The organism is Moraxella sp. CTOTU48268 (genome assembly GCF_032069585.1).
Taxonomy (GTDB): Bacteria; Pseudomonadota; Gammaproteobacteria; order Pseudomonadales; family Moraxellaceae; genus Faucicola; species Faucicola cinerea.
The window spans coordinates 1-25,141 of record NZ_DAMALV010000006.1; the positions used below are offsets into that span (position 1 = coordinate 1).

General features: G+C 42.9%; 18 protein-coding genes and 1 tRNA gene. 11 read left to right on the plus strand and 8 right to left on the minus strand.

Annotated elements, in window-relative coordinates; all coding sequences use genetic code 11:
• From RT143_RS03140 to RT143_RS03150, 3 genes are all read right to left on the minus strand, one after another.
• Positions 1 to 428, minus strand: a 428-nt coding sequence (locus RT143_RS03140; protein WP_313091097.1) for a nucleoside deaminase, incomplete at its 3' end; no start/stop codon positions are given.
• Between the two features lie 17 nt (positions 429 to 445).
• Positions 446 to 1,162 carry a uracil-DNA glycosylase gene (gene ung, locus RT143_RS03145; protein ID WP_060995186.1) on the minus strand — a complete coding sequence of 239 codons (717 nt, stop codon included), beginning with the start codon at positions 1,160 to 1,162 and terminating at the stop codon, positions 446 to 448.
• A 118-nt stretch (positions 1,163 to 1,280) separates the two neighbouring features.
• A complete protein-coding gene (locus tag RT143_RS03150) occupies positions 1,281 to 1,769 on the minus strand; it encodes a MaoC/PaaZ C-terminal domain-containing protein (protein WP_313091098.1) in 489 nt (162 codons plus the stop codon).
• Positions 1,770 to 2,307: 538 nt separating this feature from the next.
• Between RT143_RS03150 and nrdA the strand changes: the two genes are divergently transcribed.
• A complete protein-coding gene (nrdA, locus tag RT143_RS03155; protein WP_096489096.1) occupies positions 2,308 to 4,596 on the plus strand; it encodes a class 1a ribonucleoside-diphosphate reductase subunit alpha in 2,289 nt (762 codons plus the stop codon).
• Positions 4,597 to 5,112: 516 nt separating this feature from the next.
• Positions 5,113 to 5,289 (plus strand): hypothetical protein, encoded by a 177-nt coding sequence (locus RT143_RS03160; protein WP_313091102.1) that lies wholly within the window; start codon positions 5,113 to 5,115, stop codon positions 5,287 to 5,289.
• Here the strand turns inward: RT143_RS03160 and RT143_RS03165 are convergent.
• The gene (locus RT143_RS03165) at positions 5,286 to 7,049 is read right to left on the minus strand and encodes a mechanosensitive ion channel family protein (RefSeq protein WP_313091104.1); all 1,764 of its coding nucleotides are present in this window, start codon (positions 7,047 to 7,049) and stop codon (positions 5,286 to 5,288) included. The genes RT143_RS03160 and RT143_RS03165 overlap by 4 nt on opposite strands.
• A 202-nt stretch (positions 7,050 to 7,251) precedes the next feature.
• Between RT143_RS03165 and RT143_RS03170 the strand changes: the two genes are divergently transcribed.
• Both RT143_RS03170 and RT143_RS03175 read left to right on the plus strand, forming a co-directional pair.
• Complete coding sequence (locus tag RT143_RS03170; protein ID WP_036601311.1) at positions 7,252 to 7,689, plus strand: HIT domain-containing protein; 438 nt, start codon at positions 7,252 to 7,254, stop codon at positions 7,687 to 7,689.
• A 30-nt stretch (positions 7,690 to 7,719) separates the two neighbouring features.
• Positions 7,720 to 9,069, plus strand: a complete 1,350-nt coding sequence (locus tag RT143_RS03175) for an adenylate/guanylate cyclase domain-containing protein (protein ID WP_313091105.1) — start codon at positions 7,720 to 7,722, stop codon at positions 9,067 to 9,069.
• Between the two features lie 144 nt (positions 9,070 to 9,213).
• Here RT143_RS03175 and RT143_RS03180 read toward each other — a convergent pair whose 3' ends face one another.
• The 4 genes from RT143_RS03180 to recJ all read right to left on the minus strand — a co-directional run bounded on the left by RT143_RS03180 (position 9,214) and on the right by recJ (position 16,098).
• Positions 9,214 to 11,451 carry an NADP-dependent isocitrate dehydrogenase gene (locus RT143_RS03180; protein WP_313091108.1) on the minus strand — a complete coding sequence of 746 codons (2,238 nt, stop codon included), beginning with the start codon at positions 11,449 to 11,451 and terminating at the stop codon, positions 9,214 to 9,216.
• Between the two features lie 388 nt (positions 11,452 to 11,839).
• The gene (locus RT143_RS03185) at positions 11,840 to 12,904 is read right to left on the minus strand and encodes a TerD family protein (RefSeq protein WP_313091110.1); all 1,065 of its coding nucleotides are present in this window, start codon (positions 12,902 to 12,904) and stop codon (positions 11,840 to 11,842) included.
• Between the two features lie 52 nt (positions 12,905 to 12,956).
• Positions 12,957 to 14,027 carry a helix-turn-helix transcriptional regulator gene (locus RT143_RS03190; RefSeq protein ID WP_313091112.1) on the minus strand — a complete coding sequence of 357 codons (1,071 nt, stop codon included), beginning with the start codon at positions 14,025 to 14,027 and terminating at the stop codon, positions 12,957 to 12,959.
• Between the two features lie 292 nt (positions 14,028 to 14,319).
• A complete protein-coding gene (gene recJ, locus RT143_RS03195; RefSeq protein WP_313091114.1) occupies positions 14,320 to 16,098 on the minus strand; it encodes a single-stranded-DNA-specific exonuclease RecJ in 1,779 nt (592 codons plus the stop codon).
• Positions 16,099 to 16,440: 342 nt separating this feature from the next.
• On the opposite strand from recJ, the gene RT143_RS03200 reads away from it, so the two are divergent.
• The 7 genes from RT143_RS03200 (at position 16,441) to RT143_RS03230 (ending at position 25,059) form a co-directional block, all read left to right on the plus strand.
• Positions 16,441 to 16,929 carry a hypothetical protein gene (locus RT143_RS03200; RefSeq protein ID WP_313091116.1) on the plus strand — a complete coding sequence of 163 codons (489 nt, stop codon included), beginning with the start codon at positions 16,441 to 16,443 and terminating at the stop codon, positions 16,927 to 16,929.
• 259 nt (positions 16,930 to 17,188) lie between these two features.
• Positions 17,189 to 19,027 (plus strand): TonB-dependent receptor domain-containing protein, encoded by a 1,839-nt coding sequence (locus RT143_RS03205; RefSeq protein ID WP_313091118.1) that lies wholly within the window; start codon positions 17,189 to 17,191, stop codon positions 19,025 to 19,027.
• A gap of 284 nt (positions 19,028 to 19,311) precedes the next feature.
• On the plus strand, positions 19,312 to 20,568 hold the full coding sequence (locus RT143_RS03210) for a two-component system sensor histidine kinase NtrB (RefSeq protein WP_313091119.1): 1,257 nt from the start codon (positions 19,312 to 19,314) through the stop codon (positions 20,566 to 20,568).
• A 108-nt stretch (positions 20,569 to 20,676) separates the two neighbouring features.
• A complete protein-coding gene (locus RT143_RS03215) occupies positions 20,677 to 22,455 on the plus strand; it encodes a sigma 54-interacting transcriptional regulator (protein ID WP_313091120.1) in 1,779 nt (592 codons plus the stop codon).
• Positions 22,452 to 23,450, plus strand: coding sequence for a serine/threonine-protein kinase (locus RT143_RS03220; protein ID WP_313091121.1), 999 nt, complete (start codon positions 22,452 to 22,454; stop codon positions 23,448 to 23,450). Before RT143_RS03215 ends, RT143_RS03220 begins: the two co-directional genes overlap by 4 nt.
• Before the next feature lie 111 nt (positions 23,451 to 23,561).
• A tRNA-Leu gene (locus RT143_RS03225) sits at positions 23,562 to 23,646 on the plus strand.
• 261 nt (positions 23,647 to 23,907) lie between these two features.
• The gene (locus tag RT143_RS03230) at positions 23,908 to 25,059 is read left to right on the plus strand and encodes an AAA family ATPase (RefSeq protein WP_313091123.1); all 1,152 of its coding nucleotides are present in this window, start codon (positions 23,908 to 23,910) and stop codon (positions 25,057 to 25,059) included.
• The last annotated feature ends 82 nt before the right edge of the window (positions 25,060 to 25,141 follow it).

The window sequence follows — 25,141 nt, forward strand, 5'->3', positions numbered from 1 at the left end:
TTTACGGTCAAAAAATGATTGTAAAACGTCACTTGGCTAAAATCCTGCTGGCTGACAATCATGCCTGCTTTCGGCTCTGTCGCTGCAAACACCAAGCGCGACACTCTGGCGTGAATAATCGCTCCTAGACACATGGTGCAAGGCTCAAGCGTGACAAACAGTTCACAATCCGCTGGCAGGCGGTAATTATCAAAATATTGACACGCTCGCCTTATTGCCACTATTTCGGCGTGGGCCGTGGCATCATGGCTTAAAATCGGTTGATTGTAGCCTTTGGCTATGATGGTACCTTGATGCACAATCACGGCACCCACTGGCACTTCCCCCTGCTGTCCGCCCTCGGCTGCAACGTCAAGCGCCGCTTGCATAAAGGCGTCATCGCTGTCACAAAAGCCTGTTTCACAACAGTTATGCTCACTTGCATTCATTTATGATACCACCCAAACTACTGTGGCAATTGCCAATCTATCGGGCTTTTGCCATGCGCTATCAGATAATCATTGGCTTTGGAAAAAGGACGGGTGCCAAAAAAACCACCCCGATTGGCGCCAAGCGGTGATGGATGCGTGCCTGTAATGATTAAATGCTTAGATGTATCGATAAAACGGCCTTTTTTCTGTGCGTAACTCCCCCATAGGATAAAGACACAGTGCTCGCAGTGCTGATTGACAGCCTCAATCACCGCATCAGTGAACGTTTCCCAGCCAATACGCTGATGACTGCCCGCCTGCCCTGCTTCTACGGATAACATACTGTTGAGTAGCAGCACCCCTTGAGTTGCCCAATGGGTCAAATCGCCATGTTTTGACGGGGCGATACCCAAATCGGCGGCAAGCTCTCGTAAAATATTTTGTAGACTCGGGGGTTTGGGGATAGCTTTGGGCACGGAAAAGGATAACCCCATCGCTTGTCCTGCACCATGGTACGGGTCTTGACCCAAAATCACTACTTTGACCTGCGACAAAGGCGTCAAGTTAAACGCATTGAACATTTGACTACCCGATGGATAAATCACTTTTTGCGCATGATATTGATCTCGCAAAAACTGGCGAATCTTATCCATATTGCTGCTCGTTAGTTCTGTCGCCAAGGCGTGCTTCCAATCGTCCGGCATTTTGACATTGGCTAAAATTTGTTGTTGTTCAGGCGTTAATGTTTTCATGGTTTATCTGCTATCAAAAAATTATAAAAAAAGCCAAAGAATTTCTTGGCTTTATTGTAGCAAATAATTGTCGTCAATAACTGCAACACTTTGATGCTGTCTATTCTATATTGACTGTTTATTCTGTGAAGGTTTGACGCAGGGTAAAATCTTCTAATTTGACCGCTTCACGGCTGCTCTTTTCAGTGGGGGGAATTACTTGCGCTTCGCCTGTCACTACCGCTTTACCGTCTTGATTGGTCACTTGGCAATCTAACACCACCCATTTTTTGCTATCGTCTTTACTTTTCACGGTCAAGGTCGCGGTTAAGGTATCGTCTATATGCACAGGACGACGGAACGACAAACTTTGGTTCAGATAAATTGTCCCCAAGCCTGGAAATTTGGTACCAATCAAGGCTGATAATAGACCTGCTGTCCACATACCATGCGCAATCACGCCTTTAAACTGGCTCTGCTCGGCATACTCATTATCGAGATGCGCTGGGTTGTAGTCATGGGTAACAAGCGCAAATGCTTTGACATCATCTGCGGTCACTTGGCGGGTCATGCTGGCAGTTTGCCCGATAGTTAATTCCTCATAGGTAAAATTACTAAAAGTTGTCATTATCCGTCCTTTTGTTTTTGTTGATTAACTTCATAAAAAACCACGATTGCAAAATCGTTTTAATGGTTTGACTATAAGTTTGACTATAGCATAAATTTTGCAAATTTTTATGACAATGACTACGCGTTCATCAAGCCATCTGATTTTAATAATTACAAATTTTTTATCTTTTTGCTTGACTTGATGAACTGCTAATAAAATCAAGCGTCTAGGATTTTTGCAAAAAAATAGGCAAAAAATTGAAAAAAATACAAGCTAGAATTACAAATTTTTTTAGGCTATATTGTGCGAAATAATAAAACAACCCCTAGATATAGTAGTTTTTTGCAAAACCTTGCAATAATACGGCAATGACTTTGCGATGCTAGATAAGTGATGTGGCCTCGGCTCAAAAGCGGTCGTTAAAAGCGGCACACACACTCACTATACTTTCGGTTAGCTGTTTTACTTGGCATTTTTATCTCACCACCTCTCACTCAGCGCCTTTTTAATACATACAGATATGACGTTGATAAATAGGTAAAAAAAGGAACGTATTATGACTCGTACTGAAGATATCCTCGTGCAAAAACGCGACGGGCGTTTGGAAAAAATTGATTTGGATAAGATTCACCGAGTCATCGAGTGGGCAGCAGAAGGACTTGATAATGTGTCTGTTTCGCAAGTAGAAATCAGCTCACATATCCAGTTTTATGACAAAATCACCACCAAAAGCATCCATGAAACCATCATTAAATCAGCCGCGGATTTGATTTCTGCAGCAACGCCTGATTATCAGTATTTGGCAGCGCGATTGGCAATTTTTCATTTACGCAAAATCGCGTTTGGTCAGTTTGAACCGCCGCATTTGTTTGACCATGTCACCAAACTGACCCAAGAAGGTCGTTACGATGCCCATATTTTGCAAGACTTTAGCAAAGAAGAATTTGATATACTCAATGACTATATTGACCATAACCGTGATTTAAGCTTTGCGTATGCCGCTGTCAAACAAATGGAAGGCAAATATTTGGTGCAAGACCGCGTCACCAAACAAGTCTTTGAAAGCCCACAATTTTTGTACATGCTCGTCGGTATGTGTCTGTTTGCCAGTTACGACAAACAATATGACAAGGCTGCGCGATTAGATTATATCAAGCGCTTTTATGACACGACCTCTACTTTTAAAATCTCACTACCAACGCCAATCATGTCGGGCGTGCGTACCCCATCGCGTCAGTTTAGCTCATGTGTACTCATTGAATGTGATGATAGCTTAGACAGTATCAATGCCACTACCAGTGCCATCGTGCGGTATGTGTCACAGCGTGCCGGTATTGGTGTCAATGCGGGTCGTATTCGCGCATTAGGTAGCCCAATTCGTGGCGGTGAAGCGCAGCACACTGGCTGTATTCCTTTTTATAAACTATTCCAAACTGCCGTCAAATGCTGCTCACAAGGCGGCGTGCGAGGTGGTGCAGCGACCTTGTTCTACCCGATTTGGCATTTGGAAGTGGAAAATCTGTTGGTGCTCAAAAACAACCGCGGTGTGGAAGACAACCGTGTTCGCCACATGGATTATGGCGTGCAAATCAATAAAACCATCTATCAACGTTTGATTAAAAATCAAAACGTGACCCTGTTTTCCCCATCGGATGTGCCAGGTTTGTACGATGCTTTTTTTGCCGATCAAGCCGAGTTTGAGCGTTTGTATGAGCAATATGAGCAAGATGAATCCATTCGCAAACGCAGTGTGCCCGCGCAAGAGTTGTTTAGCCTGATGATGCAAGAGCGTGCCAGCACGGGTCGTATCTATGTGCAAAACGTTGACCATTGCAACACCCACAGTCCGTTTGACCCAAGTGTCGCGCCAATTCGCCAATCTAACCTATGTATGGAAATCGCGCTACCAACCCAACCGCTTGACAACATCAATGATGAAAGCGGTGAAATCGCCCTTTGTACGTTATCAGGCATTAACTTGGGTGAAATCAACCAATTAGAAGACATCAAAGAGCCCGCGGAACTGATCGTGCGTGCGCTAGATGCCTTGCTTGACTACCAAGACTATCCTGTCATCGCTGCTAAAAATGGCTCTATGAAACGCCGTACGCTGGGTATTGGTGTCATCAACTACGCCTATTATCTTGCCAAAAATGGTACCAAATATTCAGATCCTACGGCGCTCGGTTTAACCCATCGCACTTTTGAAGCCTTACAATATTATCTGCTGGTGGCATCCAATAAACTGGCTAAAGAGCAAGGCGCGTGTCCTGCATTTGGCGATACCACGTACTCACAAGGCATTTTACCGATTGATACGTATAAAGCAGATATTGATGCGATTTGCAATGAGCCGCTACAACTTGACTGGGAAGCACTGCGTCACGATATCAAAACTCACGGTCTTCGCAATTCAACCTTGACCGCCTTGATGCCATCAGAAACCTCTAGCCAGATTGCTAACGCAACTAATGGTATTGAGCCACCGCGTGGTCTGGTATCTGTCAAAGCATCAAAAGACGGTATTTTAAAACAAGTGGTGCCTGAGATTGATAAGCTCAAAGATCAATACGAGCTATTATGGCAAATGCCGAATAACAAAGGTTATTTGAGTCTTGTAGCGATTATGCAAAAATTTATTGACCAAAGCATCTCAGCCAATACCAACTACGACCCAACCAAGTTTGAAGATAGCCGTGTACCGATGAAGGTGATGATTCAAGACTTGTTGATGGCGTATAAATTGGGGGTTAAGACACTGTACTATCATAACACCCGTGATGGCGCAAATGATGCCCAAGATGACCTTGAAAATGGCTGTGCTGGCGGCGCTTGTACTTTATAAGAGAGTATTTAGGGATAATACTGATGGATTATCCCTAGTTTTTTATTCAGTGATTTATCTTCATTAAATACAAATAAAAATGGCATAACCCGTTAACTGATTATGCCATTGGTGATAATAGATATTAGCAGTATCTATTATCAGGAAGTTAAGGCTATCGACTTCCACAAGTGGTATTGATAGTAAAATAACTTCTCTAGGTTTTGAGCCTGATATTTTACACGCAATCAATATTCCTTGTTCATCAAAATTACTTGAAGTGATAGTCGTTATTTTCATTTTAAGGAAAATAATGCTATATAAAGATGAAAAAGGTACATATGTTTTAAGGCATTCCTTTACTACTAAAAGTGGTAAGAAAATCGTGTCTAAGAATGGAAAGCCTTTTAAAATCTATATTAGTAATAACAAATAGATTTTAACTCTTAAATTATTTCAATGTAATATCTAGGTTTTTATTATTAAAAGCCTAGAAATTTTCATTGCATGGAATTTTATTACATAGGATGTTTGAACTTGAAAAACTCGTTGATTGTTTATGCCATTTTACTCATGAACCTTACCTCGTGTGCTTCTTTGCCGCAAACATACGACAGTCCGATTCCTGTCTATGTTGACTTGGGTGATGCCACACCTGCCACCACCCTGCCCAATTCAAATTCAAAAGCCAATACCAAAACCATGAGTCACTAAGGCTTGGTATCAGGCTTGTCTGATTGTGCCAGTTTTTCTGACCCCGCCAATTTATCTTTCACAGGTACAGTATTAGCAAAATTTGAATAGGTAACATCAATCGGTTTGCCCATCATCACACGGCTGGTCGGTAACGCATTTTTGAGTCCCACCTCTTTCATCATCTCCGCGATTTTTAAAATCATATCAGTTTGTTTTTGATTAAAATCCATTGCCCCTTTCACATTGAGATAGCATCGCACTTCAACAAGATACGCGTCTTGCTGAGTGCCAGAGATACGCACTTGATTCCACACACTGTTGGTGTCCGGATGATTGGTGATATAAATTTGTGTTTGCTCCATAAATTCACGTAATTTCTCGATGTCGCTATCGCGCGAGATATAGAACACTTGCGAAAAATGAAACATATCGCGCTGAGAGACATTTTCAATGCTCATCGATGAGAAATTACCATTGGGAATTGTCACTACTGTGCGATCGGTGGTACGCAGACGGGTGGAGCGGATACCGATGTCTTCAACTGTACCTTCTTGCGTGCCAAAGCGGCAGTAGTCGCCCACATTTACAGGCTGGTCAGCAACGACCGATACACTGCCCACCAAGTTTTCAATCGTTTTTTGTGCACCCAACGCCAACGCCACACCACCAATCCCTAATGCGGCAATACCTGTGGTTAAGTCGTAGCCTAGATTACCCAAAATCACAATGGTCGCAATCGCAATCAAAATCAATTTTACGACTTTTCGCAGCAGATTTAGGACAGATAGCCGCTCTGGATGATGGTTATTACTCGCATAGTTTTCTGCACGTTTAAAAATCAAATCCAAAATACGTAAAATCAACCATACCATTGATACCCAAGATAAAATATCGGCAAGGTTGGACGCCATATTGCGCACAACCAAATTAATACCCACCAAAATCATGGCTTCTTTGATAATCAGCGCCGTCAGCACCATTGCGGCAGGCACAACCACGCGTCCATCAATTGGAAATTGCTTTTCTTTATCTGGGTGGGTCGCTAGATAAATCCGCGTGATAATCATATATAAGATTTGGCTAATCAATAGACAGGCGAGATAAGTTGCTATCATGAGCGCAATCACTGCCGCAATGTGCCCAAGACTATAGCCTTTAATATCTTTCTCAATCCATTGTTTGGGAATGTACTTTTCTACCAATGTCGGCTGGGTAACGAGTGATAACGACGCAACTTCTTGCAAGGTTTGTTGTGAAATCAGCCAAATATTGGTGCCGTTAGATTGTTTGACACGCTGCATTAAGATGTCGATACTCTTTTTGTCAGCGGTGGGATTGTTGATCTCCCCTACCTTATCGAGATTGGGCGCTAGTTTGTCATCGAGATTGCCGGTAGGGTCATTGCTAATTTGTAGCTGCTCGTTGATACGTCCGCCGCTATCGAGTGCCGATTTTAAAGATTCGAGCGTGCCACTGGGGTCTTTGGTAGAACTTAAATCTACATAACGGCTGGCGAGCATCCAATCACTTTTTGCCAAGGCTTGAATAAAGCCTTGTACGCTACCACGCGGGGTATCACGCCCAAAGGTGTCTTGTGGGGTGACCGTGCCGCTGGCGCTACTCGCTGATTTGCTGCTATCAGCCGCCCATGCAGCGGTGGGTTTGACACTGGTGATAACCATGAGTAAAGCAAACAATGCCATCATAAAACAACGGCGGGATAAAGATGGTGCATCAGCATGACGCTGACATTGGTTAAGAGACTTTGACAACTGCATAAACTTCCCAAAATTTGTAAAACACTCAGACATAGTTAGGCTAAATAAACGGCCTTGCTTTATGCTTTAAGAAATCTTAAATTGCAATGCGCTTATTCTGAATAAAGTATTTCGTCTTGTAGGTATAACTGCTAAAATACGCGAATTATTTGATTTTATCAGTTTTAAATTCCAAAAACACTTTTAAATGCATTGAGTTATTATGTTTAATTTACATCCACAACTAGCAAAAGATACTTTTTTGGTGGGCGAATTTCCGTTATCTACTTGCCGCTTGATGAACGACTGTCAATTTCCTTGGTTGATTCTAATTCCGCGTGTCCCAGGTATCAAAGAATTATATGAACTGTCCGCCAGTGACCAAGCCCAATTTTTACGTGAATCTAGCTGGCTATCAAGTCAGCTTGCCAAAACTTTTCAAGCCGACAAAATGAACATCGCCGCGCTTGGCAACCAAGTGCCGCAATTGCATTTTCATCATATCGTGCGCTACCAAAATGACATTGCTTGGCCCAATCCCGTATGGGGCAATCCAGCCATCCCCTATACCCCTGAAGTGCTCAGCCATATGCAGCAGACACTGATGATGGCACTGAGGGGTCATCGTGATATGCCATTTGATTGGCAAATGAACGTCTAAAAAAATTTACTACGAGGTAGACGAACTAAATTGCGTGAATCCATTCAAGGTCTTTCGACCAATCTAAAAAGTCCGAAATTCATTGAGTTAGTGGCATTTTTTGTTGTATTGCTTACCTTAACCTCTCTTGACGTACCGCCCATTTATCATATGCTCAGTATCTTGCTGTTGGTAGTAGGCGTTATCATCACCACTTTGAGTGTTATCCGGCCCCATCACTACATTACTTCGGCAAGTGTATTAACCCTGATGGCGTTGGCAACGGGTATGTTGCAGTTTAACTATATCCCAAGCCTTGCGTTATGGTTGTTGATTTTGATTCGCTTGATTTTTTCAGATACCAAATACACCGTTTCGTTGGTATTATTAACCGTAGCAGTAGGTCTACTTAGTCTGATATTCGCGCATTTTTTATTACCTGCCATTAGTTTGTCGGCCAAGCAAGAAGACATTTTAAATTTCGCCATTGTATTTACCGACATCTTAATTGTCGGTTATCATATTTGGTCCATGGTAGTTCGCTTACGCCAAAAAAATCAAATGCTTGCGCAGCAGCAGGCACGGATTGATACCTTAGTCAAGGTAACCAATAAATTAACCCGTTTTTTGCCGCCCCAGATTTGGCAGCCCATTGTCAAAAATAACACCAAGGTTGAAGTCATTAATCAACGTCGCAAGCTAACTATTTTGTTTTCGGACATTGTTGGCTTTACTGATTTGTCGGATCATATTAGCTCCGACCATTTAGCCAATATTTTAAATACTTACCTTGACCGTATGACCCAAGTGAGCCAAAAATATGGTGCGACCCTCGATAAGTTTTTGGGTGATGGGTTATTGTGCTATTTTGGCGATATGGGTGGTAATGACCGTGATAACGCGATTGCTTGTGCCAGTATGGCCATTGAGATGCGCCGTGAGATGGAAGTGCTGCGCCACCAATGGCGATTACTCGGTTTTGAAGGGCTGCATGTACGTATGGGTATCAATACAGGGTATTGTTATGTCGGTAATTTTGGCAGCCGCAATCGTATGACTTATACCGTGGTTGGAAAAGAGGCCAATTTTGCCTTTCGCCTTGAAACTGCCGCGCAAAACAATCAAATTTTGATCAGCGAAAGCACGTTTAATTTAATTGGTCATGTCCATCATTGCCAAGCCGTGGGGCAACTTAAGTTTAAGGGCTTTCAAGATGCCATGAATGTGTGGGAATTGCTTGAACCCAACAGCGAATCTATAGAGCAAACCGATTGGGTGGACTTTAGCTTGCCTGGGTTTAACCTACATTTAAATTTTCATGATATTCGTAATTATGATAAAAATGATATTACTAACCAGCTAAAATCTGCATTGGCGCTTGTTGAAGAAAAGCAAAAATAATGATGTTAACGGTTTTGGCTCATCTATATTCTTAGCTCAGCTATGTTTTTATCTCAGCTGTATCTTTAGCTTATCTATGTTGAACCGTTCACATAAGCTAAAAAAGCCGAAGCATTCAGCTTCGGCTTTTTTTATACTATTGATTTAGGCATCAAACGAAGCCAATGCTTGGTTAAATGTCGCACTTGGGCGCATCACCTGGCTTAGTTTTTGTTGGTCTGGTTGATAGTAACCGCCAATATCTGCACCTTGACCTTGAACATCATTTAATTCAGCAACGATTTTGTCTTCATTTTCTGACAACGCTTGAGCAAGTGGCGCAAACTTGGTTTTAAGCTCGCCATCTTCCTCTTGGTTCGCCAATTCTTCTGCCCAGTATTTGGCTAGATAATAATGGCTGCCACGGTTGTCGAGCTCACCGGTACGGCGTGATGGTGATTTGTCGTTATCCAACAATTTACCCGTTGCCAAGTCTAGGGTTTTTGCCAGTAATTTTATCCGTGGGTTATTTTCTTTAATCCCCAAGTCTTCTAAAGATACCGCAAGCGCCAGCATCTCGCCGAGTGAATCCCAGCGCAAGTGGTTTTCTTCAACCAACTGCTCGACATGTTTTGGGGCTGAACCGCCTGCCCCTGTCTCATAAAGACCACCGCCTTCCATCAATGGGACGATTGATAGCATTTTGGCTGAGGTGCCTAATTCTAAAATTGGGAACAAGTCAGTTAAGTAGTCACGTAAGATGTTACCTGTCACTGAGATGGTGTCCAAGCCACGCGCCACACGCTCAAGGGTATAACGCATCGCACGAACTTGAGACATAATTTGGATATCTAGCCCTGTGGTATCATGCTCTTGTAAGTATTTTTTAACTTTCTTGATGAGTTCATTTTCATGTGGGCGGTATGGGTCAAGCCAGAAGATAGCTGGCATGCCTGAGTTACGTGCACGCGTCACGGCCAGTTTTACCCAGTCACGAATTGGCGCATCTTTGACTTGACACATACGCCAAATATCACCTTCTTCAACATTTTGCGACATCAATACTTCGCCGGTCTCAATGTCCGTGATATTGGCAAAGCCTGCCTCTGGGATTTCAAAAGTTTTGTCGTGAGAGCCGTATTCTTCCGCTTTTTGTGCCATCAAACCTACGTTTGGTACGGTACCCATGGTCGCTGGGTCAAAGTTGCCATGCCATTTACAGAAGTTGATGACTTCTTGGTAAATACGGGCAAAGGTCGATTCTGGCATCACTGCTTTACAGTCGTAAGGCTTGCCATCTGCTGCCCACATTTTACCACCATTACGAATCATCGCTGGCATTGAGGCGTCTACAATGACATCATTTGGCGAATAGAAGTTGTCGATTCCCTTCGCTGAGTCAACCATCGCCAATGCGGGGCGATGCTCTTGACAGGCATGCAGGTCACGGACGATTTCTTCACGGATAGTGGTCGGTAGGGTTTCGATTTTTTCGTATAGGCCTGCCATACCGTTGTTAACATTAATACCTAATTCGTCAAAGGTTTTGTTCCATTTTTCGAATGCATCTTTGTAGTAAACTCTCACGCAGTGACCAAATACGATAGGATGTGATACCTTCATCATCGTGGCTTTGACGTGTAGAGAGAACAGGATTTTACCTTCGCGGCAGTCTTCTAGCTCTTTTTCATAAAATTCGATTAAGGCTTTTTTACTCATAAACATTGAGTCAATCACTTCACCGTCTTGTAGGGCAACTTCAGGTTTTAGCACCACAGCTTTGCCACTGTTGGTGATGAGCTCCATTTTGACTTTACGCGCTTTATCAAGGGTCATTGATTTTTCGCCATGGTAGAAGTCCCCTTCTTCCATGTGAGAGACGTGGGTTTTTGACCATTGTTTCCATTCACCCATTGAATGCGGGTGTTTTTTGGCATAGTTTTTTACGGCGGCGGGGGCACGGCGATCGGAATTACCTTCACGTAATACGGGATTTACCGCAGAACCTAAACATTTACCATAACGGGCTTTGATGGCTTTTTCTTCGTCTGTGGTTGGGTTTTCTGGGTAATTGGGAATCTTGTAGCCTTTGGCTTGTAACTCTTCAATACATTCTTGTAGCTGAGCCACTGAGGCACTGATATTAGGCAATTTGATGATATTGGTGTCTGGGTCTTGGGTTAACCGACCAAGCTCAGCAAGATTATCGGTCACTTGTTGTTCTGGGGTCAGGTAGTCGGAGAACTCTGCCAATACACGCGCGGCAACGGAAATATCGGTTTTAGTAATTTCAACGCCAGCAGGCTTGGTAAATGTTTCAATGATAGGAAGTAGTGAATAAGTCGCCAGTAGCGGTGCTTCGTCAGTTAAGGTATAGATAATATTTGACTTTCCACTAGCCATAGAGAACCTCTTTTATATGAATGTTAATTGAGACACTAGATGATGCATCTAGCAGCGTGAGAAATTTCACAGTAAGTATTACTAACTAATTATGGGATAAAATGTGATTGACCATTTTAAACGCAAAGTATACGGTTACCGCATAATGAGTCAATAATGTATCTAGGAATACCTATATTTAGGAGAAAAATAATGCAGATGCGCTGTATCCCTATCGATTAACACAATCCCTTTTTTTCCTAGTTTACCACAGTATCACAGTGGCGAATATATCCAATCACTGACAGACGCTGTAGCAACGTCGTCAAATGTATAAATTTTTGGCTTTCAAAATCTTTGGTAATTTTACTCAGGAGAATTAAAGAGTAAGCTTACGCTACACGGCATGTCATCTAGCCGTACGGACCAATTTTCCACTCACTTCTTTTTCAATTAGTGCCATCTTATTATTATCCAAAGGTTGATGCTCGGTGTTGTAGCGCCAGCTATCGGCAGAACGGGTCAGACTGGCAAACCATAATGCCTTAGTATCAGTTGGCAGTTTGGTAAAAGCTAACTCACTAATCACGTTACCTTCATCATCACTGAGCTGACAAGACGCTTCTTTCGCTTTGTTAAGCGCATAGCCGTGATAAGATGACACAATCATCACCACATGAAATACTTGCGGGGGAAGCTTACTTAAAAAAAGCACCATACTTTCTTGATTGAGGTTGGCATCATTGATTTTTGTGCCTTGGTTGTTGTCAGGGTCTTCTTTGCGGTCATCGATAGCGCTAAATGGCTTTTTGCCCAATAATTCATCGCCTTGATGGCGTACGGATTGCGCTTTATCACGGACATTTTTGAACCAAACGGTTTCGATTACCTCGCCATATCGGTTACAAAGCAAGCAGGATAAGTCTATATCTATGGCTTGCGTGCGTTTTTTAAATTTATTGTAAAGCCCTGATTTTGGCATCTGCGTGTGCTGCCATTGCACGGTAAAATACCACTGCTTGAGTACCACATCCATATGCTCGACAGCTGTACCTGTCGCTGTTTTATCATCTTCAAGCTGATCGTCTTGGGTGATTGCTAGCTGATGACTTTTTTGCAAAATCTTGTCATCAGTCATTGAGTTGATTTTTGGCGTTTTCTGTAGCGAATGGTGTGGCAGCGAGGTGCTTGATACTACTTCCTCATTGGTGTTTTTATCGGTCAAATTGGGTGAGTTGACGGGCGCTATTATTTCAACCGTTGGCGCTGGCGTTGGGTCAGCAAACTGCGCCGAAATAATCTGGTACGTCTCTGTGGTAGGACTGGGCGTCAGATTATCAGGTGATTTGACAGATGTGATAGGTGAATCATCGGTCAAATCACTGTATAAAATTGTGGTTTTTGGCTTGCTAGGCTGCTGTGAACTGGTGTCGGTGGCAGTGGGTTCAAGGGTATTATTATCAGCATGTTTCATAAGATTCTCGAAAAATCGGACAAAGTAGTTAGTTTGCTTGGGCGTTTGTTAGTTATTCACTTATTGTTTTGGCAGTGGGTTGTTGGTTTGGCGTTTGAGTTTCAAAGACGGCGATTGATAAAATCTCAGGCTCGATTTTTCGCAATCCTTTACCAAAACCGCGTAGCCACCATACCAGTTGGGATGTCATGTTCACTGTGGCTGTGATATGCAATCCTTCGTCATCCTCCCAGCTCTGCTGATCGGTTGATAATGGGCTTTCAAGCAAACTTGCCCCCGATAATGGATGAAACAGTAACTGCACTTGCTGCGTGGGCGGCTCGTGGTTGTTTTTTTCGCTGTCAGGCATGAGTTTTTGGAACAACGGGTAATTAAACCCCATCGCGCCTGTATTGATATAATTGTCTAAATTAAAATCTTTCGGGGTTTGCGCGTCGCTTGCGCTCACTTCCGCACTTTCAAAACGGTGCAAAGCAAATTGGCGCACATCGTCAGACGCTCTGTCAGTTCGCGAGGCAATCAAGTAAATCACCACACCCCGTTGCACTATGGCTAGCGGATTTAAGGTGTATTTTTGCGCTTCCTCTCGCCCGCGCGCTTTATAACAGGCGATGAGTTTTTTATTTTGAAATAACGCGTCATAGACGGCGTCTTTGGCGGCTGGATTGACCGATGGCGGGATGAGCGGCTGATTGGCTGACAAGATACGCACTCTATCGAGCCAAGTGTTTGCCACTTTGCTTTCTTTGAGTTGCCGATTCGCTAGGTCAAACCACGGAATCAATTCATCCAAAATAGCCGGCGGTAATAACTGGGTCAAATTATGGCGCATCATACTAAACGCCACCGCTTGCGACAAATTCATGTGCGGCAAGCTTTGCATCGGTGCATCTTCACGCCAGCGCCAACCTTGTGGATTGGTGTTGTTTTTTTCAATCGGAAAACGTGTTGCCAAAGCGTTTAAATCTCGCTGAATGGTTCGCAAACTGATATCAAAACCCATCAAATCAAGCTGTTCTTTGATATGGGTTGTACCGAGCCAACGTTTGCGATCCAGCTGTGAGAGGATTTGCCATTGCCGAGCCGTCGTTGCGGTTGCATTGTTGGCAAGCGATTTACTCATGGCAATTCTCCATACGCAGGTAAAAGACAGATAGTTAAAAAACAGCCAGTTAAAAGATATCCAGTTAATAAACAAACGGTTAAATAATAAATACTAGCTAGCTAAGCGCCAATGCTTTATTCAAACTTTAAAAAATTAACGCTAAAAATTAACACCTTGGTACCTGCATAATTTATCAAAATTTGGCGCAGTATAGGTGATAAATTATATTAACATGTCATTTTATGTCGTTTATCATCTTTATTGGGTGTTATGGTTATCAGATTGTGTATGAATCAGCAAAAACGCTTGATTAGAGTAGCACACCCTTTTTTACCCTTAACTGTAATTTAGTTTGTCCATTAAATAAATTTTTCTCCAGCTCATAGAGTACATGCACTTTTGACACACTGCGATTGATAGCAGACAAAGCTATCGCGTCAAAGTCAGCATTAAACCAAATCGCTTCGATAGTAAAAGGGACATCGGGATACGATAACCATAATTTTAAATGCCGCTCTTTTAACACCCGATAATCCTGCACCACAAACACCCCATCAAATATCGGTGGCACAAAACCATGTCCCCAAATAGCCAACGTCTGCAAGCTATCTACAAAATCGACCGTGAATTCACCGGCTGTCAACTCGCCATCGCTATATAACGTCTCTGCAAATACCTCATCATCCACTTCTGTAATTACCTCATCAAACGCTTTACAAAACGGCTCAAAGTTTTTTCGTTTGATTGTCAGACCTGCCGCCATCGCATGCCCGCCAAAGTGGCTAATAAGTTCGGGGTAGGTTTGCGCGACTGATTCAATGGCATCACGGATATGAATGCCTTCAATGGAGCGTGCGGAGCCTTTGATAGGATCATCATCCTCAATCATGTCCGTATCGGCAGGGGCAAAAACGATAGCGGGCACATGGTAGCTTTCTTTTAGCCTGCCTGCGACGATACCAATCACCCCTTGGTGCCACTCATCTTGATACAAAATAATACTGCGTTTGCGGTGCGTTACTTGATTTACAGCATTTTGCTCCGATGGATTCTCAAGCGTCGTTAATACACTATCGGCTTGTTGTCGCATGCCCTGCTCGACTTGGCGGCGCTCTTGATTGAGTTTATCAAGCTGATGCGCAAGCCGCTGTGCCTCCCCCCAATCATCGGTCAGTAAGCAGTCAATGCCTATCCGCATACTATCCATACGACCTGCGGCGTTGATGCGGGGTCCTAAAATAAAACCAAAATCTTGAGCCGTGATGTCGGCTGCCTCACGACTCGCCTGCTCCAACAACGCCAAAATACCCACACAGCAACGACCTTGCTTGATGGCTTGGATACCTTGGTGCACCAAGATGCGATTATTTTGGTCTAATACGCCCACATCCGCCACCGTGCCGAGCGCCACCAAATCAATATAGCGACTCACTTGGGTGGTGGATTTATTGGCTTGGCGTCTGACTTTGGCGAGATTGCCTAGCACATAAAATGCCACCCCAACCCCTACCAATGATTTACTAGCAAAATCACAGCCCAGCTGATTGGGATTGACCACGGCATCGGCGTTTGGTGTTGCCTGCGTCGTTAGGTGGTGATCGGTAATAATCACCGTTAGCCCTTTGGCTTTGGCAAGCTCGACCCCAGCATGGCTGGAGATACCATTATCAACCGTGACAATCACATCAGGATCATAGGTTTCAATACCTAGTGCAACAATTTCTGGCGTCAGTCCATAACCGTACTTAAAACGATCGGGCACCAAAAACTCAACCTGCGCGCCCATTTCACGGAGCACCCTTACCATCAGTGCCGTGCTGGTAGCGCCATCACAGTCAAAATCACCCACAATCAGTATTTTTTGCTGCGTATCAATCGCCTTGTCAAGCAGCGCCACTGCCTTGGTAATGCCAGTCAGCGAATTTGCAGGTAACATCTTATTAAAGGAAGTGTCTAAATTTGCCACATCTTGCATGCCTCGCCCAGCCAAAACGCGTGCTAATGTCATCGATGTCTGCGCCAACGGCTGTAAATCACGGGGAATATCATCAATATGGGTCGCAATAAAACGGGGAGTCACAGTCAACATAAATTTATCAGAGTTGTCAAATAAAGGAGATAGAACAAACTAACATAATGAGAGTGAATAGGCAAAATTACAACAGCGAAACGGTGAAAAACATCCCATCAGCTTCCATAGCCCTTTGTGCATTTTGCATATCGTAATAATGCCACTACAAACCATTAGCATTTTTTTGCAAAAAGATGCTAATTCATACGTTTACTCTCAGTTATAATCAAACCAAAGAGTCATCACTTACCATTAATGAAACAGGATCAATGACCATTAATGAATAATCATCTCTTGTTGCAAGCGTTTTGCAATACTACCTTTACTATTGATAATTGAAATTTTTTAGAAGGAAAAATTATGTCAGCAGAAAATTCTACCAAAACCATCGACCCAAAACTTGATTTAGAAAAAATCAAACGCGAATGCGAGTCGATGATTAAAAGTAAAGCCAAAATATCGGCAGCCGCCGCGGTTGTCCCAGTGCCGCTGCTAGACGTTGCGGTGGATGCCACGCTTTTATCAAAATTGCTACCTGAAATTTCTGCTAAATTTGGTTTAATTGAACCCGCCCAAGCAGCGGTAGATTTGAACAACGGCGCGCAAATCAACCAACTAAAAGATAAAGCAGTGGATTTTGCAGGGCTAGTGGTGACGCGCAGTATTGCTAAAAAAACCTTCCAAGGTTTTGGTAGTCGTATTATCGCCAAGCAAGTCACCAAATTTGTACCATTTGGCGGTCAATTAGTGGCAGGTACCATCGGTTATTTGATGTTTAAAAAAATTGCTGAAAACCACATTAATGAATGCTACCAAAAAGCTAAAAAATTACAGCAGCAAGCAAGCTAGCTGTTGATACCAAGGCTTTTATCAAAACCCCTTTAGTTACTAGAGGGGTTTTTTATTGAAAAATTCTCAGGCTTTGATGAGCAATAACCAAGCAAAAGTAATAGCTTATGTAACGATATTTTTCTACAATGTGTCTTTAAACTATTTTTTGGGTCAAGTTATGCGTTATACCTGTCAGACATCACCACGTTTTATCAAAAAGCCATTTTTTAATATTCATCCAATAACGCAAAGCGTTTTGGTGATTATTGGCATGTCCATGACTGGTGTTAGCGCTCATGCAGCGACTAGCGAAGCTGCTAATGGCGAAGCTGAAACGACTTTGCCGAGCCTTACCTTTACTACCACGGCAACCAAAACGCCGACGCTTGTCAAGAATACCATCGCCCAAACCACCGTGATTAATGAAGAACAATTACAACGTTATCGCGGTCAAAGCGTGATAGATGTACTTCGTGGACAAGGTGGCATATATGTTACTCAAAATGGTGGGGATGGTGCGAGCAGTGGTGTCAGATTGCGTGGTTACTCCAATAGTCAAGTCTTAGTATTAATCGATGGGATTCGTTACAGCTCTGCAACCGCAGGTGGAGCAGCATTATCGCTATTACCAGTCGATCAAATCGATAGAATAGAAATAGTTTATGGTGCTTCTGGCTCAAGTCTTTATGGCTCAGATGCGATGGGCGGCGTGATTCAAGTCTTTACTAAAGGTCAAAACGCCCAACAGTCTAATGTCGCATTGACTGTTGGCGGTGGCACAGAAAACAGCTATAAAGGGCAAATTACAGGACAACTGGTTAATTCTGCAACGACTTTAAGCCTTTCTACGGGTTATGAAAAGACCAATGGCATTGACGCGACGAAACCTTACGCTCAGTTCGGCATACATCATGCTGACAAAGACGGTTTTGAGTCCAAAAACGCAAGTTTGGTCGCCAAGCATAAAGTCAATGACAATGTTGAAATTGGAGCAACAGGATTATTTGCAAAATCCACTACAGATATTGATAATGGTTCAGAAGTGCCAAACGCATATGCTGACCAAACAAACGCGGCTGTCTCAGCTTTTGCCGATTATCAACAAGATAAACTGTCTGCCAATATTAAATATGGTCAAAGTTATGATAAATCTACCACGTATGATGGTGCAGATTGGCAAACAGGTCGCCTAGACGATGTAATCAATACGACTCAGAAACAAGTAACCATACAGCTTGGCTATCAGTTGCCACTCGGTAAGCTTATCGGTGGTTATGAGAATTTAAAACAAGAAGTTGATAGCTCTAATGATTATGACGTGACTCACCGCACTATCAACAGTGAGTTTTTGGGATATCAGCTCGCTCAAGATAAATATGATGTGCAATTAAATGTGCGTCACGATGATAACTCACAATTTGATAGCAAAACCACCTACAATGTGGGCGGTGCGTATCGTCTTAGCCCTAACACTCGCATTGGTGCATCATACGCAACCAATTTTCGTGCCCCCACATTCAACGATTTGTATTGGCCAGGCTCAGAAAATCCCAACTTAAAACCTGAAACCAGCAAAAATGCAGAAATCTTTATTGAAAACAGCAATCATCATCAACACACACGCGTAACAGCCTATCAATCTAAATTTACCGATAAATTAGCTTGGGTAACCACCGACCCACTTACTTATGCAGGTCAAATGCAAAATATAGATAAAGCGGATATTAACGGTATTTCGTTAACCAGTGACTGGCAGTTAAATAATACTTTATTTGGTCTAGGTTATGATTATCTAGATACTGAAGATAAAAAAACGGGCAAAGAATTAATTTATCAACCCAAAAACAAAGGTATTGTTTACCTAGGCTATCAACAGCCAAAATATGACATTCGAACGGAGCTACAACACGTCGGAGAGCGTTATCGTGATGCCAACAATTCACAAACTCTAGACAGCTACACCTTGTTGAACCTGACTGGGAATTATTATGTCAGTCCCAACCTAACCATTAGCAGCCGACTTAACAATCTCACAGATAAAGATTATGAGACCGTTTACGGCTACCGCCAAAAAGGCATTAATTCATTCATCTCACTAACCTACCAATGGTTCTAAATTTTTATATCTGCAGTACATCAAAGGGCATAGATTTTATGCCCTTTTTTTATACTTCTTTTTTTAGCAATTACGTTTTAACTTTTGCACTATTTTGGTTCAAAATATATCATACTACGATTAGCACATTGCTATAAATGAGTGATTTTTTAATATCAAATGACTGATTTGATGCCCATCGTTTTATTATTTATCTGTTATGACAATCATCCAAACATTATCCAATAGTTTGTTGGCATTTAAATTGCACTTTAACCATTGCTCAAATTTGTGGTAGTTATCCAATGACCCATCCTACTTTTTTACCTAGTCTTGAATCCAACCAGAATCTGTTTGAGGACATGTTCAATAACCTACTATCGGGGTTAATTGTCGCTGACAGCAACTACGAGTGTGTCTATATCAACGCGACGGCAGAGCAGATTTTGTCAGTCAGTCAGCACCATTTACTTCATAAAAATGTTATCGATATTTTAACCCCCGCAAACTATGAAAAATTACTAACGCAAGCACCAGAGCAATCATCCACAGATGATGACCCGATAACCCATAAAAAAACCAAAGCGCAGGTGAAATTGGCGCTGCAAAACCAATTTGAACATACCAAAAAAATGTACCAAGCCTTTATCCACCATGATTGCACCATTTTGGGGCTAAGCGCCCAAGGGATTGGTGCACCATTATTGGTCGATTATGGGGTTTCCCCATTAGAAACCGAGGCGGGTTTTTTCTATTTGATCGAAATTTGGGCAAAAGATCGCGAAAGTCGTATTCAACAAGAACAATATCAAAATCACCAACATTTGATAACCCGTCAAATGATTCGCAGTATGGCACACGAAGTCAAAAACCCTTTAGCCGGCATCCTTGGGGCAAGCCAACTGCTTGAGAAGAATTTTAATCAAATCATGAAATCTGATGGGATTGTGCGCTATATTAACGACACCAAGGCGCAAAAGGTCGCCAATTATCTCAGTATCATTATGGATGAGACCAGACGACTCAACAATTTGGTGACCCAATTGCTGGGCGCGCCAAATTTGCCCAACTGGCAAGTAATCAATGTACATGAGCCACTGCAGCATGTACTAACGTTAGCAGAGATACAAAACCCCAATATTAGTCTAGTCAGAGACTTTGATTTATCGTTGCCAGAAATCACCGCTGATAAAGACCAGCTCGTACAAGTATTTATGAATATCGTCAATAATGCGATACAAGCGCTCAATGAAAACGACATTGTGTCACCTATCATTACGGTAAAAACCCGTATTCAGCACCAACAAACCATTGGTGATATACGGCATAAAAGCGTCTTGCGGGTTGATTTTATTGATAATGGCTTGGGTATTGATAGTGAGTTGTTACCGCAAATTTTTTATCCTTTGGTCACAGGACGCGCCAATGGTACGGGGTTGGGACTGGCACTTGCTCATGACATTATTCAGCGCCATCAAGGGCAAATCAGTGTGACCTCTCAGCCAGGTGAAACCCTATTTACGATTTTTTTACCTTGGCAAATTCGGCAAATAAACAAATGACCAATTGATAGTTTAACCCTGATACACCACAGCATCATGACTGATCAGCTATGAATTTTTCAATCAATAATGTTTAAACCAATACAGTTTCCCATATAGGGTTTTTATATGACTTATACCAATAATAAAACGCCAACCACCGAGCCTATTGTTTGGGTCATCGATGACGACCAAGCGCTACGCATGATTTTAGAAGATACACTGACAGATAGTGGGTTTCAAGTGCAAACCTTTGGCAATGCGCAATCGGCGTGGCGGCTGCTACAAGATAGCGGGCAAGACAGCCAACCGAAGAGTGACAATAGTGCCTCCTTGCCAAGCGTTATCGTCACCGATATTCGAATGCCCATGATGAACGGCTTGGATTTTAGCAGTAAAATCAAACAAGCCTTTGCACAAATTCCTGTCATCATCATGACCGCGCATGCCGATGTGCAGTCTGCGGTGGATAGCTATCAGTCAGGCGCATTTGATTACTTACCCAAGCCGTTTGAGTTAGATGATGCCATTGCCATGGTGAAAAAAGCTTGCCTGCAAAGCCAGTCAAACCAAACACAAAAGCGCAGTAAGTCTGAGAACTACAACGACTCTCTGATTCGTGATGCACAGCAGCCGCCAGCGCAAAAAGTAGCAGTCGCGCCAGAAAAAGCCCCCACCAACCCATCGGGCATCATCGGGCAATCGATTGCCATGCAAAAAGTATTTCGTGCGATTGGTCGCTTGTCGCACATGCCGATGACAGTCCTCATCACCGGCGAATCAGGGACGGGTAAAGAGCTGATTGCCAGTGCCTTACACGAACATTCGCCACGCAAATCCAAACCGTTTATCGCGCTCAATATGGCGGCGATTCCGCATGATTTGATTGAAGCTGAACTATTTGGTCATGAAAAAGGCGCGTTTACAGGTGCGACTACCACGCGCCAAGGGCGTTTTGAGCAGGCGCATGGCGGCACTTTGTTTTTGGATGAAATCGGCGATATGCCTTTACCGACCCAGACGCGTTTGCTGCGCGTCTTGGCAAATGGTGAGTTTTACCGTGTCGGTGGTCTCAAACCCATTAAAGTCGATGTACGTATCATCGCAGCGACCCATCAAAACTTAGAAACCCTTGTGCAGCAAGGCAAGTTTCGTGAAGATTTGTTTTATCGACTCAATGTCATTCGACTGGCGCTACCTTCCCTACGTGAGCGCCGCGAAGACATTCCGCTGTTAATCGATTTTTTTATGCAAAATATTGCCAAAAGCATGCATACCCCCACCAAAACTATCACGCCGTCTGCCATGCATATTTTGCAAAGCTATCCTTGGCAAGGTAACGTGCGTCAACTTGAAAATACCTGCCGCTGGCTCAGTGTGATGACAACAGGGCAAACCATTCAGCCCAGTGATTTGCCACCCGAGATTTTACAAGCGTTTGAATCGCAAGATAGCACGCCTGCAAATACGCGTGAGCCCAATACACATAAGACACATAACTATCAGCCCGACACTCAGTTTGAGACACGTGCTAGCGAACATCCGTCATCTTTACCAGCTCCCAGTAACAGCCCCAGTGCTAGTTCTAATCTGAGTGCTCATTCGAGTGAGCTGCCAACGCCTTTGCCCGCCACGACGGTCATACCGACCTTACCTGCATCACAAACCGTCGCAACCGCAGATTGGATCACCCCGCTGCAAGTTTGGGCACAGCAAGCACTGGCTGAAGGACAGTATGACATATTGCAAACCGCTTATCCGATGTTTGAGAAGTGTTTGCTCGAAGTGGCACTTGCCCATACTGCTCAACATAAAGGGCAAGCGGCTGACCTACTCGGTTGGGGGCGCAATACCGTGACCCGAAAATACCAGCAGTTGATTGAAGGCAGACCCGTTAAGCCATCATGATTGAGACAAGGTTAATTCACAAAGTACTGATTATCATAAAAAATGGCTGTCAGTCGGTCATTACTGACTTACAGCCACTATCAGCTTCAAATCCACTCAACCATACCGAGCTTTGGTACGGGGTATGGCATTCAACCCAATCGCCGCCTAAAGCCGTTGTCGTTAAACAATTACTACCTCACTTTAGCGCAACCAATCTCGCCCATTTTGAGCAAGAAATTAATGCTCTTCATCATTGCCAAAGCCTAGCGATTGACAGCACCCATGCGACAAGCGGCATTCCCACGCTGTATGCTTCAAACCTTCTACCTGATACCCTCATCTTTGACCAACAGCAGCCGCAGCAACCTGTTAGTCCCTGTCTGGTCATGTCGTATCATCCAGGCGAGACGTTAAAATCCTTGATGTATGCGCATGCTAAATTACCAATACTTAATCTTCAGCAAAAAATGACCATTTTTTTACATAGTTGCCAAGTGGTCAACCGTTTGCATCAAATTGGGCTGATGCATTTGGATCTCAAACCCGCCAACTTTATTGTAAAACCCAATCTTGAGGTGGTGTTAATTGATTTTGGTCTGAGTGATTTTAGTTTTAGTGATATTGGTTTCAGTACTATTGGTCTTAGTGATACTAGGGCAAAAAATGACTCACTTAACTGTAAAACTTACACTGCTGGTACGCCTGCTTATATGAGTCCTGAGCAATTCACAGGACAGCCTGTTGACAAGTTTAGCGACTACTATAGCTTAGGGATAGTATGGTACGAACTATTGACGGGATGTCCGCCTTTTATGGCAGATGATTATCCTGGTTGGGCAATTGCGCATTGCCAACAGCCCGTGCCTTTTTTATGCCCAAATCATCAGTTATCAGAATTTGCTTGCCAAGCTTGCCAGCCTTTTATCGACAAGCTGCTGGCAAAACGCGTGGAAAACCGCATTAATGACTTGGCAAGTATTATCAATGCGCTAAAAATTCTACTTAACCAATAAAAAAATGCGTTTTTTTTAAAAAACCCCTTGCCAAAGCGAAATTTTTCTATATAATAGCCAACCACAAAGACACTGATACAAATATTGAGTCAACACTTTGAGGCAACTCATGGGGCTGTGGCGAAATTGGTAGACGCACTGGATTTAGGTTCCAGCGCCGCGAGGTGTAAGAGTTCGAGTCTCTTCAGCCCCACCACTCAAATCGGTATTAGTTAAATTAACCTGCCTCTCGCAGGTTTTTTTATGCCCAAAATTCCTGTCTATCTTATCTTACCATTGCTTACTTCCTTACTGTTAGCCAGTATGTTGCTCACTGTGTTGCTAAAAATTTTTTAACTGATTGCCAACTAGCTACTTTTTAGCTTGCATCTAGTATTAACTGCCCCATCTCTATAGTTAGCTTGTTTATTGCTAACTATGTTAATTTTTCTACTGCCTTTTATAAGCCTATATTTCTATGAAAATTTTACAATCGCCCTATTATCAACCGCGAAAGCTGCTCAGCGCCTCCTCTGAGCCGCCCTATACTGTTGAACTTATTGAAGACAACATCCAATACGCTAGCAAATATAACCCTTTTGAGTCGCTACTCGATGATATTTTCCCTGGGGTGCATGTTGGCAACCATGATATGGTAATTCGCAAAGAGCAGCTCAAAGATTTTGAGCGTTGCACCGATTTTACCACCGTCGCCTATTCGCATAAAAATAATACATTGTATGAGCGTGAAGCTTGTTATTTTCATCCCAAATATGAAGTGTTCATGCTGACCAATGAAGATTTGTCCAATGACTATGACGAATACATCTTTGAATCAGGTCTGCTAAAAGTCGTCAGTATTTACTATATTTCGACCAATCCGCATTCGGCGGCGAGTGTCAAAAACGTGTTTGATGAATACTTGCAAAAGTATGTATCGCAAGAGGCTAAAGTATCGATTTTACTTAAAGAAGTCCATGGTTTTGTGTTTAAAACCCATCGTATCAAGCCATTTCCCATCAATTTAGATACCATGTATCACGAGGATTTTCTGCCCGTGCATCAGCATATCAAAGAATCGCTCAATCACGATGGTAAAGGCGTGGTACTGTTGCATGGCGTGGCGGGCTCAGGTAAAACTAACTATATCAAATGGCTAACCAGCCAAGTGCCTAATAAAAAATTCATCTTTGTACCCACCACGATGATTGGGTATTTGACCAACCCTGAATTTATGTCACTATTGGTGGATAACAAAAACTCGGTATTAGTGCTTGAAGACTGTGAAAACTACATTGCCGAGCGTAGCATTGATAACGCCAATACCGATGTGGTATCGGCGATTTTGAACATTGCTGATGGTATGCTGTCGGATGTGTTGGAGTGCCAGTTTATTTGTACCTTTAACTCAGATATCTCAAAAATTGACCCCGCGCTGCTGCGTAAAGGTCGATTGATAGCTGAGTATAAATTCAAAGAACTGTCCGTCGAAAAATCCAACGCATTTTTGGCATCCATTGATAAAGCTATCACCGTCAATAAACCCCACTCGCTAGCAGAATTAACCAACATGGATCATCTGTCCTATCGAGAGAAACAAGCAGAAAAACCCAAATTTGGTTTTGTATAATTATTAAGCCTAATCATTAATTATAATCATTAGCGATAGTCATTAAACATCATCAGTAGGCATAAAAAAAAGGAGCTCAATG